Raw genomic sequence first — 16,685 nt, 5'->3', positions numbered from 1 at the left:
GGACACCATGCCCGCACAGCCCGCCGGCAACCGCGCCGGCCTGCGGCTCGCCGCACCGCCCCGTCGCCATGACGTGATCATTCTGGGTTCCGGCATCGCCGGGTCGACCCTGGGCGCCATCCTCGCCAAGCAGGGCGTCTCCGTCCTCCTCCTCGACGGCGGCACCCACCCCCGGTTCGCCGTCGGCGAGTCGACGACGCTCTACACCCTGAAGGTCTTCCGGCTGCTCGCCCGCCGCTACGGCATCCCCGAGCTGGAGTCCCTGACCTCCTCCGACGGCATCCGCGACGACATCGCGCCGACGTCCGGCACCAAGCGGCACTTCGGCTTCATCCGGCACGAGGAGGGCAAGGAGCCCGACCCGGCCGAGTTCCTGCAGTTCAGCCCGCCGTCCAAGGCGTTGCAGACCGGTCACCTGTTCCGCCAGGACACCGACGCGTACCTCTTCCACGCGGCCATCCGCTACGGCTGCGACGTCCGGCAGGCCTTCCACGTCGAGGACGTGGAGCTGGCCGAGGACCACGTCGCCGTGGTCGGCAAGGGCGGCGAGCGGTACGAGGGCCGCTACCTGGTGGACGCCAGCGGGTTCCGGTCCCCGATCGCCAAGGAACTGGGGCTGCGCAAGGGGCCGGAGGCCCTCAAGCACCACTCCCGCTCCATGTTCACCCACATGCTGGGCGTCCGTCCGACCGACGAATGCCTGCGCGTGGGGCCCGAGGACGCGCCGCCGATCCCCTGGGTCGAGGGCACGATGCACCACCTCTTCGACCGCGGTTGGTTCTGGTCGATCCCCTTCAACAACTACCCGGGCTCGAAGAACCCCTTGGTCAGCGTCGGGCTCACGCTCGACGAGCGGATGTACCCGAAGAACCACGACATCACCCCGGAGGAGGAGTTCCGCAGCTTCGCGGCACGCTTCCCGGCGGTGGAGCGGCTGTTCGCGGACGCCCGTACGGTACGGCCGTGGGTGTCGGCCGACCGGATCCAGTACACCTCGACGAAGACGGTGGGGCACCGCTGGTGCCTGATGTCGCACGCGGCCGGCTTCATCGACCCGCTGTACTCGCGCGGCCTCACCAACACCGGTGAAGTGGTCAACTCGCTGGCGTGGCGGCTGCTCGACGCGCTCGCCGAGGACGACTTCGACGAGGAGCGCTTCCGGTACGTCGACGAGCTCCAGCAGGGGCTGATCCGCTACAACGACGAGCTCGTCAACTGCTCGTTCGTCTCGTTCCAGGACCACTCCCTGTGGAACGCCGTCTACCGCATCTGGTGCGCGGCCGAGGTGCCGATCAACCTGCGCTTCGACCGGTTCACCGAGCGCTTCATGGACTCGGGTGACGACGGCGTGCTCCGCGCGATGGAGGAAGCGGCCTACCCGGGCCTGCCCGTCCCCGGGTCCGCGGGCTACAAGGCCCTGTTCGACGACATGGTGCGGATCTGCGAGGCGGTCGACCGGGGGGAGCGCACCGCTGCCGACGCGGGCGCCGAGCTGATGAAGACGGTGGCCGGTTCCCCGGTCGTGCTGGAGCACCTCGGCATCCGCGATGCCGACTGCCGCTTCGTCTTCCCGATGCGCGACGACCTGCGGCGCATGGCCACGTGGCTGCGCCAGGACGGCCCCGACGAGCTGCGCTACCTGACCACCGGCGTCGACGTGCACGGCGTGCCGGTGCCGGCCGAGCCGGATGTCGAGAAGGCGCTGCCCCACTGACGCGGGGCGCGTGCAACACGACAGGAGCGGGCGGCTCCCACGAGAGTGTGGGGCCGCCCGCTCCTGTCGTGTTGCTGCCGCGCCGTCCCGAACCGGGTACCGGGGTGCGGCCCGCGGGTGCGCCGCGGGCCGCGCCTTTAGGACGTGCTGGGGACGGCGCGGAAGACGGGGCAGCGGTCCGCGGCCGCCTCGAAGTGCTCCGGGGAGGCCGACTCGACCAGCCCGTTGCGTACGAACGCGTCGACGCCGCGCGGGACCTGGCCGGGGAACTCCCGCAGGATGCGGCCCCGCTCCGCGACGGGCAGCTCGACGAGGTCCACCCGCTGGGCCCGCCGGCCGCGGGTCAGCACCCCGCGCCCTGCGGCGCGGGCGTTCTTGACCCAGTCGGACTGCGGGTACGCCTGGAGGATGTAGCGGGTGCCGTCGACGACCACCGGGGCGACCGGATTGGTGCGGGGCAGGCCGCTGGTGCGCCCGGGGACCGTCAGCAGGTGCATGGGCCCGAAGGGCAGCCCGAGCCGGTGGAAGAGGATGACGACGTTGTTGCGGATCCTGTGCTGGGGAGGGAGGGGGCGGTGTGTGCTCATGCCGGTCACCTTTCGTGGACGCGTCGTGTGATGGCCCGGACCACGGACCGCGGCATGGCCCGCATGAGGGGAAGCCTGATGCGGTAGGCGAGACCCGGCACCGTGGACGCCTCGCCGGCCGCCACCGCGTCGAGGCCGGCCCGGGCCACCTGCTCGGCCGTCAGCCACTTTATGTTGGGCAGCGCGTCGGCCGACACCCCGGCCGCGGTGTGGAACCCGGAGCGGGTCAGGCCCGTGTGCACGGTGGTCACGTGGACGCCGTGCCGGGCGACCTCCATGGCCAGGCTCTCGCCGAGCGACGACAGGAAGGCCTTGGAGGCGGCGTACGTCGCGGAGCGCGGCTTGGGCAGGACGGCGACGAGCGAGGAGACGTTCACGATGCCGCCGGCGCGGCGGGCGATCATGCCCGGCAGGCAGGCGCGGGACAGCCGCAGCGGGACGATCGCGTTGAGCACCGCCGTGTGCAGCTCGCGCTCCGCGGGCAGCTCGGCGAAGTAACCGGAGCCGCTCGACCCGGCGTTGTTGACCAGGAGCTCCACGGCCCGCTCGGGATCGGTGAGCCGCTGCTCGGCGACCGCGAGCTGGCTCTCGTCGGTGAGGTCGAGCGCGAGCACCTCCACGGTCACGCCGTGGGCGGACTCCAACTCGCCCGCGAGCTGCTTCAGCAGCTCGGCCCGCCTCGCGACGAGGACGAGATCGACGCCCTCCTGGGCCAGGAGCCTGGCGAACCCCTCGCCGATCCCACTCGACGCCCCGGTCACCATGGCCGAGGCGTACGGAAATCGCCGCATGACATTCCTCAAATCTCTTCGACAATTCGACTTGATACGTGCCGACACATTAGCCCCAGCCTCTGGTAATGGGCCAGCGAACGGAATGCTCCACCAACCCCTGCGAGGCCGATTTATTCCGGCTTAAGCGAGGGTTCATCGGCCGGTGTTGAAATGCTGCAGCACGATTGGCTGGACTTCTCATGTCCGCCGCCCGCACTCCGTCCCCGTCCTCCGTCGAAATGGCTGGTGTCGTTTCCATGAGTCCGTCCGCGCTAAAGCGGGAATCACCGTCCCTGACACCCCTCGCACCCGGCGCCGGTCCGGCCGACCGACTGCACTCCCTCACCGGCCTGCGCTGGATCGCGGCCCTCGCCGTCTTCCTCTCGCACGTCGGCACCCTGCTGCCGCTGCCCGACGCGAAGCCGGTGCTGACCCTGGGCTCCTCCGGCGTGACGTTCTTCTTCGTCCTGTCCGGCTTCGTCCTCACCTGGACGCACCTGGCCGGTGACCGGGTGGGCCCGTTCTACGGCCGCCGGTTCGCCCGCGTCTGGCCGATGCTGCTGGTGGCCGTGCTGGTCCCGCTGTTCCTTCAGCTGCCCGACGCGCAGCCGGGCCAGGGCGACTCCCTGAAGCTGATGGCACTCTCCGCGATCCTGATGTACCAGGCGTGGGTGCCCGACTACATCCTGGGCAGCACGAACCCGGTGACCTGGTCACTGGCCTGCGAGGCGTTCTTCTACGCGGTCTTCCCGTTCGTCGCGAGGTTCACGGCGCGCCGCTCGCTGCGCTGGCTCGGCGGCTCAGCCGTGGTTCTGGTGCTGGTGGGCTGGGGCATCAAGGCGTACCTGTGGGATGCCTACCCGCCCAAGCTGCCCCCGGCGTTCACCGGTGTGGACGGCATGATCTTCGGCACGTACTCCCCGATCGCACGGGTCTGGGAGTTCCTGCTCGGCGTGGTCGCGGCGACCGCCGTGCGCAAGGGCTGGCGCCTTCCGCTCAGCGCCGCCTCGGCCACCGCCCTGCTCGCCGCCGGCTTCTTCGTCCTGTGGGTGCTGCGGTTCGAGACCTGGCGCCTGGTCGGCATCTACGACGCGCTGCCCCAGGTCACCGCCCCGCTGTACGCACTCGTGGTGGTCGCCGTGGCCCAGCGGGACCTCTCGGGACGGACCTCGTGGCTGCAGGCGAAGCCGATGGTGGCACTCGGCGAATGGTCGTACGCGTTCTACCTCTTGCACTTCACCGTGCTCTTCGAGATTTCCTCTGCGGTATTCGACCGGAAGAGCATCATGGAATATTACATGCGCCCCGCCGAGGCGAGCTGGTCAAATGCGGGCTGGGCGGCCCTCGCTCTTGTCATCAGCATTGTGGCCTGCGCGCTCATGTACCAGCTCTTCGAGCGTCCCGTCGAGCGGTGGCTGCGGTCCCGAATCGGCCGGCGCGATGGACACGTTTCGACTCAGGCCCTGGGTACGGGTGCCCGCGGGGAGTCCCGCGCGGAAAGCGGCACCGCATCGACGAATGAGGTTCGACAGGCATGACGACACCGGAAACCGTCACGGACGGGCTCCTCTCCCCGCAGCCCCGCCGGACCGGGGAGCGCCCCCTGGAAGACCCCTTCGACGTCATGTTCACCGGGTGGTCCTTCTTCCGGAGCAAGCTCCTGACCGCGGCGATGGACCTCGGGGTCTTCGCGGCGCTGGGCGACGACTCGCTCGGGGCCGCGGAGCTGGCCGACCGCGCGGGCCTGCACCCGCGCGGCGCCCGGGACTTCCTCGACGCACTGGCCGCCATCGGGCTGCTCGTACGGGAGGACGGCCACTACCGCAACAGCCCCGGCACGCTGCGCCACCTGCTGCCGGACCGCGAGGGGTTCGTGGGCGGCTTCCTGCGGATGACCACCGAACTCATGGGGAGCGACCCGGAGTCCTTCACCGGGCTGTTGCGGGGCGGCACGGCCCGCAACCAGGGAGCCGGCGGCGAGGTCCCGTTCACGAAGATCTTCCACGACCCGGTCCGGCTGCGGCAGTTCCTGTCCGCCATGGACAGCTTCAGCGGGGCCGTCGGGCAGGAGCTCGCCCGGGTCTTCGACTGGTCGCGGGTGGCGACGTTCAGCGACGTCGGCGGAGCCCGCGGCAACCTGGCGGCGCACCTCGCCGCCGCCCATCCCGGGCTGACCGGCACCGTATTGGACCGGCCGTCCATGGCGGAGCACTTCGACCGCCTCGTGGCCGAGCGCGGAGTGGCGGAGCGGCTGCGCTACGTCGGCGCCGACTTCTTCCAGGTCGAGCTGCCGCGCGCGGACGTCGTGATCCTCGGCAGCGTCCTGCACGACTGGCCCGCGGAGCAGCGTGCCACCCTGCTGCGCAAGGCGTACGATGCGGTCCACGACGGCGGCTGGTTGATCGTGTACGACACGATGCTCGACGACGAGCGGCGGGATCCGGACGGTCTCATGCTCAGCCTCATCATGATGCTGCAGTCCGCGCAGGCGAGCGGCTTCTCGCCGACCGAGTGCGGCGCGTGGATGACGGACGCGGGCTTCGCGGTCGAGCGCGTCGTGCGGCTGCCCGCCCTGACGACGGCCGTGATCGGCCGCAAGAACTGAACAACGGCGAACACCCGCTCCGGGACCGGTGGCCGGTCCGGGGGCGGGTGTTCCGCACACCGCGGTCTACCGCCAGTAACGCCAGGGTGCTCGGCGTCTCATGTCGCGGCGAAACGCCCGGCTCGGCGCGGTATCCGACCCACTCGACCAGGTTATTCTGGCCGGCCATTGCGCAACACTTGATCTCGGGGGAGATGCAAGACAGTGACGGCACACATCAGCGTCCTAGTGATCGACTCACACCCCATCTCACTGACGGGGCAGCACACCATTCTCGACGGCTGCCCCGATCTGAGGGTGGTCGGCGCCGCCCAGGACTGCGAGACCGCTGCCGCGCTGTACCAGGAACTGCGTCCCGACGTGGTCGTGGTCAACACGCACCAGGACGCCGGCCGGGCCCTGGACATCGTGCACGCACTGTCCAGGGCCCGGTCGCCGCTGGCCTCGGCCAACGCGCTCGTACTGGTCGACGACGTGGACGCCGCGGTGGACCAGGTCCTACAGGCCGGAGTGAAGGGCGTGCTGTCCAGCGGGACCAGTTCCGAGGAGCTCGCCGCCGCGGTCCGCATCATGGCCACGGGTCGCTCCCTGCTCATTCCCCGGGCCCGGGAGGAGCCGGGGGACTCCCCCCTACAGATGCTGACGGAGCGGGAGGTCGAGGTCTTCCACCTCGTGACCCGCGGCTACAGCAACGCGGAGATCTCCGCGGAGCTGACACTGAGTCAGAGCACCGTGAAGTCCCACATCCAGCGGGTGATGGAGAAGCTCTGCCTGCGCAACCGCGTGCACGCCGTGATCTTCGCCTACGAGAACAACATCATCCACGCGGGCCTGTAGCGAAGGGGGCCGGCCCCGGGGTCTTCCCCTCCGGTGCCCGCAGCTGGGCCAGGACCCGCGCCACGTCGAACACGTTCCGGTCCTCGACGACGCGCCCGTTCTCCACGCGCCACAGCTGGATCCCTTCCGAGGCGATCGCACGTCCGGTGGGCGCCACGCCGGCGAACTCCCCCACGTGGGTACCCCGCGTCGTGTACCAGCTCGCCACCCACGGGCCCTCGGCCACCTGCAGCCCCACCTCGACGGTGAGCCCGGCGAAGGCGGCACGCCGCTGCCGCACGCTCTCCTTGGGGCCCTCGGGGCCGACCGGTCGGTTGCCGAGCAGGAACTCCGGGGCGAAGATCTGGTCGGCGACCTCCAGCTCCCCGCGGCTCCAACCCTCGTCGAACCAGCGGCGCGCGAGGGCCTTGTTGGCTTCCTGCACGCTCGGCCGTCCGCCCTGTGCCACGCCCGTCACCGGCCTTCCTCCACGGAGAGGGGAGCCGGTGCGGCGCCCGCTGCGCGCAGGGCATCGAGGCTCTCGCGGCCGACGGTGCTCAGCGCCGGAACCGGCGACTGCGCGGCCCACTGCAGGAAGTCCGCGATCTGGTCGCGGTCCGGGTGGATGAACCGCTGGTCTACGTCCTTCCAGCCGAACCCCGGGTGCACCGCCTCGGACTTCTCGATGAGGTCCAGGACGATGTCCGCCGCCCGGTCTCCGTCGATCTCCTTGGCCTCGTACTGCGCGCAGGCCTTCGCCGTACCATCGAGCAGGGCCTTGAAGTCATCGTTGTCGGGCCACCAGAGGCCGGTGTGGGGCACCTTCTCCAGGGCGTCGAAGACGCTCGCGTCGCGGTCGGCGCGGAACCTGCGCAGCGCGTTGTTGATCCGCAGGGTGCCGGGGGTGTTGCCGCTGCCCCAGATGCGGAACACCGCGTTCCAGAGGCGGAAGTGCGAGAAGGCGATGAAGGAGCAGTTGACGAGGGTGTCGTTGTAGTCGAGCAGGCCCTGTTCGAGCTCCTCGACGTGGCGGAAGCGCTCCTCGGAGAAGTCGTCGTCCGCGAGCGCGGCGAGGAGCCGTGGGGCGAGGGCGTGGATGATCTCGAACGTGTTGGACATGCCGCGCGAGTAGAGCGGGTCCAGGAAGCCGGCGGCGTGCGACATCAGGCACCACCGCTCGCCCACGGTCTTGTTCGAGGAGTACTGCAGGCGGCCCGTGGACACCCACTCGCGGACCTTCTTCGCCCCGTCGAACTGCCGCTCCACCGCCGGGAACCGGCTCAGCAGCTGCGCGAACTCCTCCTCGGCGCTGATGTCCTCCGGCTTGGGGTACAGGCGCGGGTCGAGCGTGACGCCGACGCTGCACAGCGGGTTGCGGGAGAGTTCGTGGTTGTCGAACGGGATGATCCAGAACCAGCCCCGGTCGAAGAGGTGGTGCATGGTGCCGTTGTGCCAGGGCACCGGCGGCCGGCTCTGCTCGGGCACGTCCAGCACGTCGTCGAACGGCTTGACCCCGATCATGTGCGTGAACAGGGACCGGGAGTGGTGCTTGAACCGGGCCGGCTGCTCGCGCAGGCCGAGGTGGTCGGCCAGCGGGGAGCGGAAGCCGCTCGCGTCCACCAGGTAGCGGGCTCGGACCACGTGCCCGTCGGCGCCGGTCACGGTGACGCCGTCGTCATCGACGTCGATCTTCTCGGCCCGCCACTGCTGGCGCGTGTCGCAGCCGTGCTGGACGGCGACGCGCAGCAGGTAGGCGTCGCTGTCCTGACGGAAGAGGTGGCTCGCGGAGGTCAGCGCGTCGGGGATGACGAACTGGTGCGCCTCGTCCGGGTCGGGCTCCTGGCCCGGTCGGTGCAGCATGAATCCGAAGTGCTGCTTGCGGCCGAAGGTGTTGCTCACCTTCTCGTTGATGGTGGTCGCGTCGGTGAGGGCCTCGAACTCGGGCACGTCGTAGCGTTCGGCGAGCACCTGGAGCCAGGCGACGAGCTGGGGAATCATGGACTCCCCCACTGCGAAGCGGGGGTGGGTGCCCGCGTCCGCGATGAGCACCTTGGCCCCGCTGCGGGCCAGTACTGCGCCGAGGGTGGATCCGGCGATTCCCGATCCCAGGATCACCACGTCGTGGCTGGGCCTCTGTGTGGACACTGTCGGTTCCCTTCGCACTCGTTCGTCGGGGGCGCCGTATTGCCGTCGGCGCCCGCCCGACCACCCTTGCGTACGCCGATGAAGGCGTGAGAAAGCGCGTGTAAGCCACCGCGCCGGAGCGCGGTGGCCTACACACCGTCAGGCGCGGCTCTGCGGGCCGGCCTGCGAGGCGGGGGTTGCGGCGGACAGCTCCGCCGCCTGCCCCTCGTGCCCTGCCGCGTCGTCGTCGGCGGGGCGGGTCCTCGGTCCGGGGACTCGTCCGGGGGTGGTGACGAGCAGCCGGCCCAAGGAGCGCGGGAACCACCAGTTGGACCGCCCGAGGAGGGTGACCAGCGCCGGGGTGAGGAGGCCCCGGACCACGGTGGCGTCGATGACGATGCCCGCCGCCAGGGCGGTGGCGAACACCTTCACGTCGGTGATCGGAATGCTGGCCAGTGCGGTGAAAGCCAGGAAGAGGATGAGCGCCGCGGAGGTGACGAGCCGGCCGGTGCGGCTGATGCCGGTCACGACGGACGGGACCACGGTGTCGTGCTCGCCCTTGGCGGTGAGCTCCAGGTGCGTCTCACGGATGCGGTGGAGGATGAACACCTCGTAGTCCATGGACAGTCCGAAGAGGAAGGCGAAGACCGCCATGGGGATCCAGATGGTCACCGCCCCGATCGCCGGGGTGTTGAACAACGCCTCGCTGCCGTAGCCCTTCTGCCAGACGAGGACGACCACACCGTAGGCCGCACAGGTGGACAGCGCGTTGAGGATCAGCGCCTTGATGGGCAGGACGACCGAGCGCAGGGTACGGGCGAGCACCACGAAGGTGAGCAGGGCGACGAGGATCAGGATGAGCCCGAGGGACCCGTAGACCGCGTCGATGAAGTCCACGTCCGTGGCGGGGCCTCCGCCGGCGAGGGCGCCGGGGGTGTCCTGGGCGAGGTCCATGACCTTGGTGACCGTGTCCCGGCCGGCGCTGCTGGACGGATCGGCCTGGGTCCACACGTCGACGATGCGCTGTCCGCCGCGCGCCCAGTCCGCCGGAGCGGCGGAGCCGGCGACGCCTTCGAGGCCGGCGAGCTTGCCGTGCAGGGCGTCGGTGCCGCCCTCGTCGACGATGACCTCAAGGGGGCGGGCGATGCCCTCGCCGAAGCCCGCGTCGACGATCCGCTGGAACGCGGCGGCGGGCTTGCCGCCCTGGGCCAGTGTCACGGTGGCCGGCTGCCCCAGGCGCAGGGCGAGTACGGGCGCGGCCAGGGCCAGCAGCACCGCTCCGCTGAGCACGGCGCACAGCGCGGGACGGCGGGTGGTGAGTCCGGCGATCCGGCCCCACAGCTTGCTGTCCGGGCGGTGGGCCCGGCGCGGCCGGTCGAGCTTGTCGCCCCAGGCGTACAGCATGATGGGCAGCAGGGTGACCGCGATCGCGACGCTGACCAGCGGGATCAGCAGGCCCGCATATCCGACGCTGCGCAGGAAGGGCACCGGCAGGACCACGAGCGCGGCGAGGGAGATCGCCACCGTGGCGCCGCTGAGCGCGACCGCGTGCCCGGCGCTGGCGACGGCCCGTACGACTGCCTCGCGGCGCGATGCGAGGTCGGCGCCGTCGGATCCGGGCTTCTGCCGTTCCTCGCGCCAGCGGGTGACGATGAGGAGCGCGTAGTCGATCGCGATGCCCAGGCCGATGAGCGCCACCAGGAACTGCACGATGAAGGAGACGTCGGTGATGCCGGTGATGCCGCGCACCAGCAGGAACGTGGTGGGGATGGCGACCGCGGCCATCAGCAGGGGCACGATGGCCAGACCGCTGGCGAAGACCAGGCTCAGGACGACCAGGGCGCCGAGGGCGCCGATCAGGGTCTCGTAGATCGGGCTGCGCGTGGCTCCGCTGTCGCGGCCGGAGAGCACCGGCTGGCCGGTCAGCTCGACGGGGGCGCCGGCGATCTTCGCGTGCTCGACCGCCGCCTGGACGCCCGGGAGGGACTGGGCGTACGGCACGTTGGAGCGGTTGGCCGGCGGGTAGACCAGCGCGACCGTGGTGCGCTTGTCCTTCGAGACCAAGGACTCGCCTCCGGGGCCCGCGTAGGAGACGCTGCGGCCGCCCTTCGGGGTGACCTTGGCGATCAGGTCGCCCCACTGCTTGCGCACGCCGTCGTCGTCGACGCTCGCGCCCTGGGGCACGGTCACCACGAGCAGCAGCGGAGCGTTCTTGCCGCCGGTCTGCGAAAAGCGCTGTGCCAGCGCGTCGTTCGCGGCCTGTGACGGCTTGTCAGGGAGCCGGGACTCGTACGAGAGCTTGTCGATCGTGCTGCCCGAAAGGGCCCCTCCGGCCAGGGTGAGCACCACCCAGACCAATACGACGGGCAGCCGATGGGAGAGCACCCATCGAGTCATGCGCTCCAAGGTAACCCCTCCTGTAGGGACGCTACTGTGTAGCCACGCTACGTATGTCGGAGGACAAGCTAGCCCGGCGAGCGAAGTGACGCAACTCCAAACCCGCGCCACACGAGGGCAGTTGACATGGAGCGATAGGTTCCGCAAAGCCGGAGAGCCCCTGGTGGCCGGTCCCTGATCAGGGACCGGCCACCAGGGGCTCTCGTCACAACTACCGGTAGCGCGCTGGTACTACGGGGAATCCGCCCCGCGCAGGACGGACAGGAAGCGCTTCAGCGCCGTCCCGAAGTACGCGCCGGCCAACAGGGTCAGCGTCGCCGGAATGGTGACCATGGGCCAGTCCAAGGATTCCGGATGGCTCAGGCCCCGGTTGAGCAGGAGCAGGGCCAGCGCTCCGAGTACGGAGAGCAGCCCGATGAGGGCCGCGAGCGTCCCGGTGGTGACCATCTGGTCGCGCCGGTCGGCCGCCGCGGCGAAGCCGGTGCCCTTGCGGAGCCCGGAGAACGCACCCGCCAGGGACAGCACGCAGCCGAAGGCTACGATCGACAGCCCCGTCAGCAGCAGCGGCGGATGGTACGGCCACGGTCCGGCCGGGCCCCCGAGCAGGGCGGACGCCCAGGTCGCGGCGAGCAGCGGCAGGGCGCACATCGCCTGTACGGACAGCCGGTTCGCACTGATGCGCAGGGTCGCGTCGTTGTAGGCGCGGGCGACCTCGGGCGCCGGTCCCCACTCCCGGACGGCGCGGTGCGCCGCCTCCTCGTCGTCGGCCCCGTCGTCCAGGTTGCACTCCACCACGCACTGGAGGCCGTCCAGTACCTCGTCGAGGATGGCCGAGCGGCGCGAGTCCGGTCCGACCAGGTGCTCCGCGACGTGGTCGGTGTAGCGCTGCAGTACGGCCGCCTGCGTCACGCCTACCCGCCCAGCACGACGGAGATGACGGAGGAGATCTCCTGCCATGCCGTCCGCTTGTCGGCCAACGCCCGGCGTCCGGCCGTGGTGAGGAAGTAGTTGCGGCGGCGGCGGCCGTTGTGGATGCCCCACTCGCTGCCGACCAGGCCCGCGGCCTCCAGCCGGTGCAGTGCCGGATAGACCGTCCCGGTGGGGAGGTTGATGGTATCGCCGCTGCGCCGCTTGAGTTCCTCGATCACGGCGTAGCCGTGCTGCGCGCCGGGTTCCAGCACCGACAGCAGCATGCCTTCCAGGTTGCCCCTCAGATTCTCCGCCTTCACGCTTACCCACACTACACATCAGGACCGGAGCCGGACACGGCTGTTTCGGCACGCCCGCGCCCGCCGGGGGCGGCGGCGCCGGGTGGGGCGGCCACCTGCTGTGCGGCGTCCGGGGCGATCGCCGACGGGAGGTCCCGGCGGGCCCGGACCCCGAGTTTGCGGAAGACACGGGTGAGGTGCTGCTCCACCGTGCTGACCGTGATGCGCAGGCGCTGCGCGATCTCCTTGTTCGTGTGCCCGTCCGCCGCGAGGGAAGCCACCCGCCCCTCCGCGGCGCTGAGCGTGCCGACGACGGCGGCCCCGTCCGCCCGTTCGCCGCAGGGCCGCCGCCCGGGCGGCGCCAGCGTTTCGGCCTCCGCCGCGAGGGCGGCCGCCAGCGGGCGCGCCCCGCACCGACCGGCGAGCCGGGCAGCCGTGGCGAGGCCCGTCCGGGCGCGGCCGGTACGGCCCGCCCGGAGGTGGTCGCGGGCGAGGTCGGCCAGGGCGCCGGCGGTCTGGAGGGGGTCGCCGGCGGTGCGCAGGACGGCGACGGCCCCGGTGAGCAGGGCGATCCGTTCGGCGCCGTACTCGGTGTCCGCGAGGACCCGCAGGGTGAGCCCGCGGGTCCGGGTGGGCAGTGGTCCCGCCAGGGCGAGCTGCTCCCGGGCGAGGGCACGGGCGGTGGTCGTGTCGCCCCAGGCCAGGTGGGCGAGGGCCGCCCCGGTCCGCCAGGGCGCGAGGGCCGGTTGATCGCATCCCCAGCGGCGCATGAGGTCCGCGCAGGCCGTGAAGTCGTCGAGGGCCTCGTCGGCCCGTCCGGTCTCCAGGAGGTGGCGGCCGCGGGCGTGCAGGACGTGCAACCCGAAGCGGGTCTCGAACATCGCGTCCGGCACGGGTACGGCGAGGTGCTCCGCGGCGGCCAGATGGTCGCCGAGGTCCGTGGCGGCCTCGACGAGATGGGCCAGCGGCCGGCCCAGGGTCACCCCCCAGCTCTCCACCGGCACCTGCGCCAGAGCCGCCTCGGCGAGGCCGCGCGCCGCGACGGGATCGCCCTGGCGGCGCCGGACGCCGGCCAGCAGGGAGGAGAACTCCGCCTCCCACAGGGGGACCTTGCGGGTACGGGCCTCGGTCAGCCAGTGCCGGCACCAACGGTCGGCGGCCCCGGTCTGCTCGGCGTACAGCAGGGCCGTCACGGCGCACACGATCCACTCCGAGGTGTTCCGCCCCAGCCGCATGCCCCGGAGCGCGTCCTGCGCAGCGGCGACGGCCGGTGCGCCGGGGCCGCGGGCGAGCACCTCGGACAGGGCCGCCGCCGCCCGGATCCTGGGATCGCCACCGGTGCCGGCGGCCGGCACCAGCACCGGTGGGTGGATCGCCGCCATGAGGGTGCGGGTGGCCCGGACCTCGGCGCCGGCCGCCGGATCCGCGTACGTGCCCGCCGCCTGCTCCCCCGCCCGCTCGACGGCCAGGGCCGCCTCGTCGAACCGGCCGTGCCACAACAAGTGCCGTGCCAGGGACAGGGCGTGGCGGCCGGGCAGCAGGCCGTCGCGCAGCGCCGCCGCGAGCTCCGCGACGTGCCGGGTGCCGAGCGCGGGGTCGAGCAGCCGGGCGGTCGCGGCCAACTGGGCCTGTAGGAGCGCGCGTTCGCCGTCCTCGCGGCTCACCGCCACGGCGGCGCCGAGGCAGTCCCGCGCCTCCTGGAGCCGGTCGGCCTCCAGATGGCGCCGCGCGGCCTCCTTCAGTACGGCCGGGGCCCAGGGCTCCTCGACGGGTGCGGCCGCGAGCAGGTGCGGGGCGATCCTCGGGGCGTCGGCCCCCTCCCCGTGGAGCAGCTCGGCCGCACGGCGGTGCAGCGCCCGGCGGGCGGGTGCCGACAGGCTCCGCAGGACCGCCGTGCGGCCCACGGGATGCCGTAGCCGCGCGCCGTCGAGGAGTCCGGCCGCCGCCAGGTCCCGGCACCGCTCGGCGACGGCGGCGGGCTGCTCTTCGAGGAGCCGGGCCGCGAGGCCGGGGACCGTGTCCGCCTCGTCGAGCACGGCGAGGACCTGAGCGAGGGCCAGGGCGGCGGGTCCGCCGCGGTGGAGGAGGCTCAGCACCGCGTCCGCGTAGGCGTCGGCGACGACGGGCCCGACCGCGGGGGCGCCTTCCCGCGTGGCGGCGACACGGTCCCGGTCCGTCACGAGCGCCTGTAGGAGCAGGGGATTGCCGGCGGTGATGCGGTGGTGGTCCGCGGCCAGCCCCCGGGCCGCCGCACCGCCGAGGGAGCCGGCCAGCACGGTGGCCACGCCGCCCGGGGAGAGGCCTTCGAGTACGACCCGCCGATAGCGGGGGTGGCGGCGCAGTTCGGCCTGCAGCTGCGGGTGGGCCGGCCGCGTGGTGGCGCACTCGGTGGCCACCAGGGCGATGCGCGCCGCCCGCAGGTGCGGCACGAGCCGGCTGATCCAGTGCAGGGAGAGGGGGTCGGCGAGGTCGATGTCGTCGACGCAGAGCAGGACCGGCGTCTGCACGGCGATCCGCAGCAACCCCGCGGTCAGGTCGTGCAGGGCCGCGCCGGTCGCCCGGTCGGGCGGCCACCGGAGGGAGCCGCCGGCGCCCGGGTCGAGTACCCGCGCAGGCTCCAGGACCAGGGCGTCGCAGCGGCCTTCGGGGAGGTCGGCGTACCGCAGCAGCTGACCGATCACGCCGCCCTGCGCCTCCCGCTCCGGCCGGGAGCCGCCGGCCCACAGGACGGCGCCCCCGGCCCGGACGGCCACCGAACGCACTGCGTCGAGGAGTTCGGTGCGCCCGCAGCCGACGCCGCCGCTGACGACGGCGACGCCGCCCCGGCCCCGGGCGGCGTCGTCGAGCACGGCGGTCAGTTCGGCGAGTTGGCGGGCCCGTTCAGCCAGCGGCACGGCTGCCTCGTCCGGCGCCGGCCACGCCGTTCTCGGCCCCGTCGCCGACTGCGCTGAGGTCGGGTACGGCGGCCAGCCCCCGCCGGGCGCTCCTGGCGCGGATCAGGTTCAGCAGCGGCCCGGTCATGGCGGTGGTCACCAGGGCCATGACGACCATCAGGGAGTACAACGTGCCGTCGAGCAAGCCGAGTTGCAGCCCGACGCCGAGGATGACCAGCTCGGTCAGGCCGCGGGTGTTCATCAGCGCCGCCAGGGTGCCCGAGTCCTCGGACGTGAGGCCCTGCGACCGGGCGCCCAGGTACGTGCCGCCGAACTTGCCGCCGATGGCGACGAGCAGGATGGCTGCGAGCTCGGTGAGCCCTTCGAGCCCCACGCCGCGCAGGTCGACCTTGAGGCCCGCGACCACGAAGTAGACGGGCAGCAGCAACGAGGTGATCTCGCCGGTGCGCTCGCGGATCTCCTCGCGCAGTGCGTCCGTGCCCTCGCGGGGCATCAGCGCACCGAAGAGGAAGGCGCCGAAGATGTAGTGCATCCCCATCATCTCGGTCGCCACGCCGGACAGGAAGATGCCGACCATCACGATGGCCAACCCGGTCGGCGTGAGGGTGCTGCCGGGACCGCCGTACGTGAGGACCCGCATCAGCAGGGGGCGTACGGCCACCAGGACCAGCGCGAACGGGATGAGCAGGCCGACCTGCCAGTAGTCCCCGGCGCCGCCGACGACCGCCTGCACGCCGGCCAGCGCCGACCAGGCGACGACGTCGACGACGGCGGCGACGGCGAGCGCGAGGCCGCCGATCGCCAGCCGGGACATGCCGCGGCTGACCAGGATGCGGGCGAGGACGGGGAACGCGGTCACGGACACGGACAGGCCGGTGAACACCACGAAGGCCGCACGCTGCTCGGTCGGGTGGTGGCGCAGCAAGAAGAAGGCGAGCGGGATGCCGAGGGCGAACGGCACCAGGGTCGAGCCCACGGCCGCGCCGACGGTGATCCTGACCCGGCCCCGCAGGAAGCGGTGTTCGAGTTCCAGTCCGACGACGAACATGAACACGGCGACGCCGATGTTCGCCAGCGCGCCCAGCAGCGGCCGTACGTCGGCGGGGAAGAGGCGGTCGGCGAGCAGGCCGCCGAGGAGCGTGGGTCCCAGGAGGACGCCGGCCAGGATCTCGCCGACCACGGGCGGTTGGCCGATGCGGGCGGCCAGGGCGCCCAGTCCTCGGGCGAGCAGCAAAATCAGCCCGAAATCCAGGAACAGCAACTGCACTTGGTGACTGGTCATGATCGATACGGTCCTCGGGTTGGCCGGCGTCGGTGGGAAGGCGAAGGCCGAGCGCCGCCCCGCGCAGTGGGGCGCGGCGGCGGTGGGGTGGTGTTCGACATGCAGCGCGACCACGTCGCAAGGGCGCACACGAGGCCGCGCGGCCCTGCATCGGCGTCCCCGGTTCGGGGGAAGGCGCAGTCGGCGGCGGGCCGTTCGCGCCGCAGCCCCTTTCGGCAGCGGCGCGGCGTGTCCCGGGGAGGTCGCGGGTCCCCTGATCGGCCTCCCCAGCCTGCCGTACGGGTC

General features: G+C 72.1%; 13 protein-coding genes. 4 read left to right on the top strand and 9 right to left on the bottom strand.

Features of this window, described 5'->3' with window-relative positions; translation table 11 throughout:
• Nucleotides 1-7: 7 nt before the first annotated feature.
• The gene (locus tag OG974_RS00990) at nt 8-1,714 is read left to right on the top strand and encodes a tryptophan 7-halogenase (protein WP_328764075.1); all 1,707 of its coding nucleotides are present in this window, start codon (nt 8-10) and stop codon (nt 1,712-1,714) included.
• Nucleotides 1,715-1,851: 137 nt separating this feature from the next.
• Here OG974_RS00990 and OG974_RS00985 read toward each other — a convergent pair whose 3' ends face one another.
• Together OG974_RS00985 and OG974_RS00980 are read right to left on the bottom strand one after the other, a co-directional pair.
• The gene (locus OG974_RS00985; RefSeq protein ID WP_327279056.1) at nt 1,852-2,301 is read right to left on the bottom strand and encodes a nitroreductase/quinone reductase family protein; all 450 of its coding nucleotides are present in this window, start codon (nt 2,299-2,301) and stop codon (nt 1,852-1,854) included.
• 5 nt (nt 2,302-2,306) lie between these two features.
• Entirely contained in the window at nt 2,307-3,092 is a 786-nt protein-coding gene (locus tag OG974_RS00980) for an SDR family oxidoreductase (RefSeq protein WP_327279055.1), read from the bottom strand.
• A gap of 239 nt (nt 3,093-3,331) precedes the next feature.
• Here OG974_RS00980 and OG974_RS00975 point away from each other — a divergent pair, with 239 nt between their 5' ends.
• The 3 genes from OG974_RS00975 (at nt 3,332) to OG974_RS00965 (ending at nt 6,516) form a co-directional block, all read left to right on the top strand.
• Entirely contained in the window at nt 3,332-4,612 is a 1,281-nt protein-coding gene (locus OG974_RS00975) for an acyltransferase (RefSeq protein ID WP_327279054.1), read from the top strand.
• Nucleotides 4,609-5,679: a methyltransferase gene (locus tag OG974_RS00970; RefSeq protein ID WP_327279053.1), complete on the top strand. Its 1,071-nt coding sequence runs from the start codon at nt 4,609-4,611 to the stop codon at nt 5,677-5,679. The genes OG974_RS00975 and OG974_RS00970 overlap by 4 nt, the downstream gene beginning before the upstream one ends.
• A 204-nt stretch (nt 5,680-5,883) precedes the next feature.
• Nucleotides 5,884-6,516 carry a response regulator transcription factor gene (locus tag OG974_RS00965; protein ID WP_327279052.1) on the top strand — a complete coding sequence of 211 codons (633 nt, stop codon included), beginning with the start codon at nt 5,884-5,886 and terminating at the stop codon, nt 6,514-6,516.
• On the opposite strand, the gene OG974_RS00960 is transcribed toward OG974_RS00965, so the two are convergent.
• From OG974_RS00960 to OG974_RS00930, 7 genes are all read right to left on the bottom strand, one after another.
• The gene (locus OG974_RS00960; RefSeq protein WP_328764072.1) at nt 6,497-6,973 is read right to left on the bottom strand and encodes an ester cyclase; all 477 of its coding nucleotides are present in this window, start codon (nt 6,971-6,973) and stop codon (nt 6,497-6,499) included. The two genes, OG974_RS00965 and OG974_RS00960, sit on opposite strands and share 20 nt — an antisense overlap.
• Nucleotides 6,970-8,640, bottom strand: coding sequence for a tryptophan 7-halogenase (locus tag OG974_RS00955; protein ID WP_329314816.1), 1,671 nt, complete (start codon nt 8,638-8,640; stop codon nt 6,970-6,972). The genes OG974_RS00960 and OG974_RS00955 overlap by 4 nt, the downstream gene beginning before the upstream one ends.
• Nucleotides 8,641-8,778: 138 nt before the next feature.
• A complete protein-coding gene (locus tag OG974_RS00950; RefSeq protein ID WP_328764070.1) occupies nt 8,779-11,016 on the bottom strand; it encodes an MMPL family transporter in 2,238 nt (745 codons plus the stop codon).
• Between the two features lie 231 nt (nt 11,017-11,247).
• Nucleotides 11,248-11,925, bottom strand: a complete 678-nt coding sequence (locus OG974_RS00945) for a hypothetical protein (protein ID WP_327279048.1) — start codon at nt 11,923-11,925, stop codon at nt 11,248-11,250.
• 2 nt (nt 11,926-11,927) lie between these two features.
• On the bottom strand, nt 11,928-12,245 hold the full coding sequence (locus OG974_RS00940) for a helix-turn-helix transcriptional regulator (protein ID WP_327279047.1): 318 nt from the start codon (nt 12,243-12,245) through the stop codon (nt 11,928-11,930).
• 11 nt (nt 12,246-12,256) lie between these two features.
• Nucleotides 12,257-15,118 (bottom strand): AAA family ATPase, encoded by a 2,862-nt coding sequence (locus tag OG974_RS00935; RefSeq protein ID WP_371645072.1) that lies wholly within the window; start codon nt 15,116-15,118, stop codon nt 12,257-12,259.
• Nucleotides 15,105-16,400: a cation:proton antiporter gene (locus tag OG974_RS00930; RefSeq protein ID WP_328764068.1), complete on the bottom strand. Its 1,296-nt coding sequence runs from the start codon at nt 16,398-16,400 to the stop codon at nt 15,105-15,107. The genes OG974_RS00935 and OG974_RS00930 overlap by 14 nt, the downstream gene beginning before the upstream one ends.
• Between the last annotated feature and the right edge of the window lie 285 nt (nt 16,401-16,685).

This window comes from Streptomyces sp. NBC_00597, assembly GCF_041431095.1.
Classification (GTDB): domain Bacteria; phylum Actinomycetota; class Actinomycetes; order Streptomycetales; family Streptomycetaceae; genus Streptomyces.
This window is presented reverse-complemented; position numbering and strand designations above follow the sequence as displayed.

Bases quoted from the DNA above. Each gene is read 5' to 3' on its own strand.
- OG974_RS00990 (WP_328764075.1), top strand. From the start codon at position 8: ATGCCCGCACAGCCCGCCGGCAACCGCGCCGGCCTGCGGCTCGCCGCA.
- OG974_RS00985 (WP_327279056.1), bottom strand. From the start codon at position 2,301: ATGAGCACACACCGCCCCCTCCCTCCCCAGCACAGGATCCGCAACAAC.
- OG974_RS00980 (WP_327279055.1), bottom strand. From the start codon at position 3,092: ATGCGGCGATTTCCGTACGCCTCGGCCATGGTGACCGGGGCGTCGAGT.
- OG974_RS00975 (WP_327279054.1), top strand. From the start codon at position 3,332: ATGAGTCCGTCCGCGCTAAAGCGGGAATCACCGTCCCTGACACCCCTC.
- OG974_RS00970 (WP_327279053.1), top strand. From the start codon at position 4,609: ATGACGACACCGGAAACCGTCACGGACGGGCTCCTCTCCCCGCAGCCC.
- OG974_RS00950 (WP_328764070.1), bottom strand. From the start codon at position 11,016: ATGACTCGATGGGTGCTCTCCCATCGGCTGCCCGTCGTATTGGTCTGG.
- OG974_RS00930 (WP_328764068.1), bottom strand. From the start codon at position 16,400: ATGACCAGTCACCAAGTGCAGTTGCTGTTCCTGGATTTCGGGCTGATT.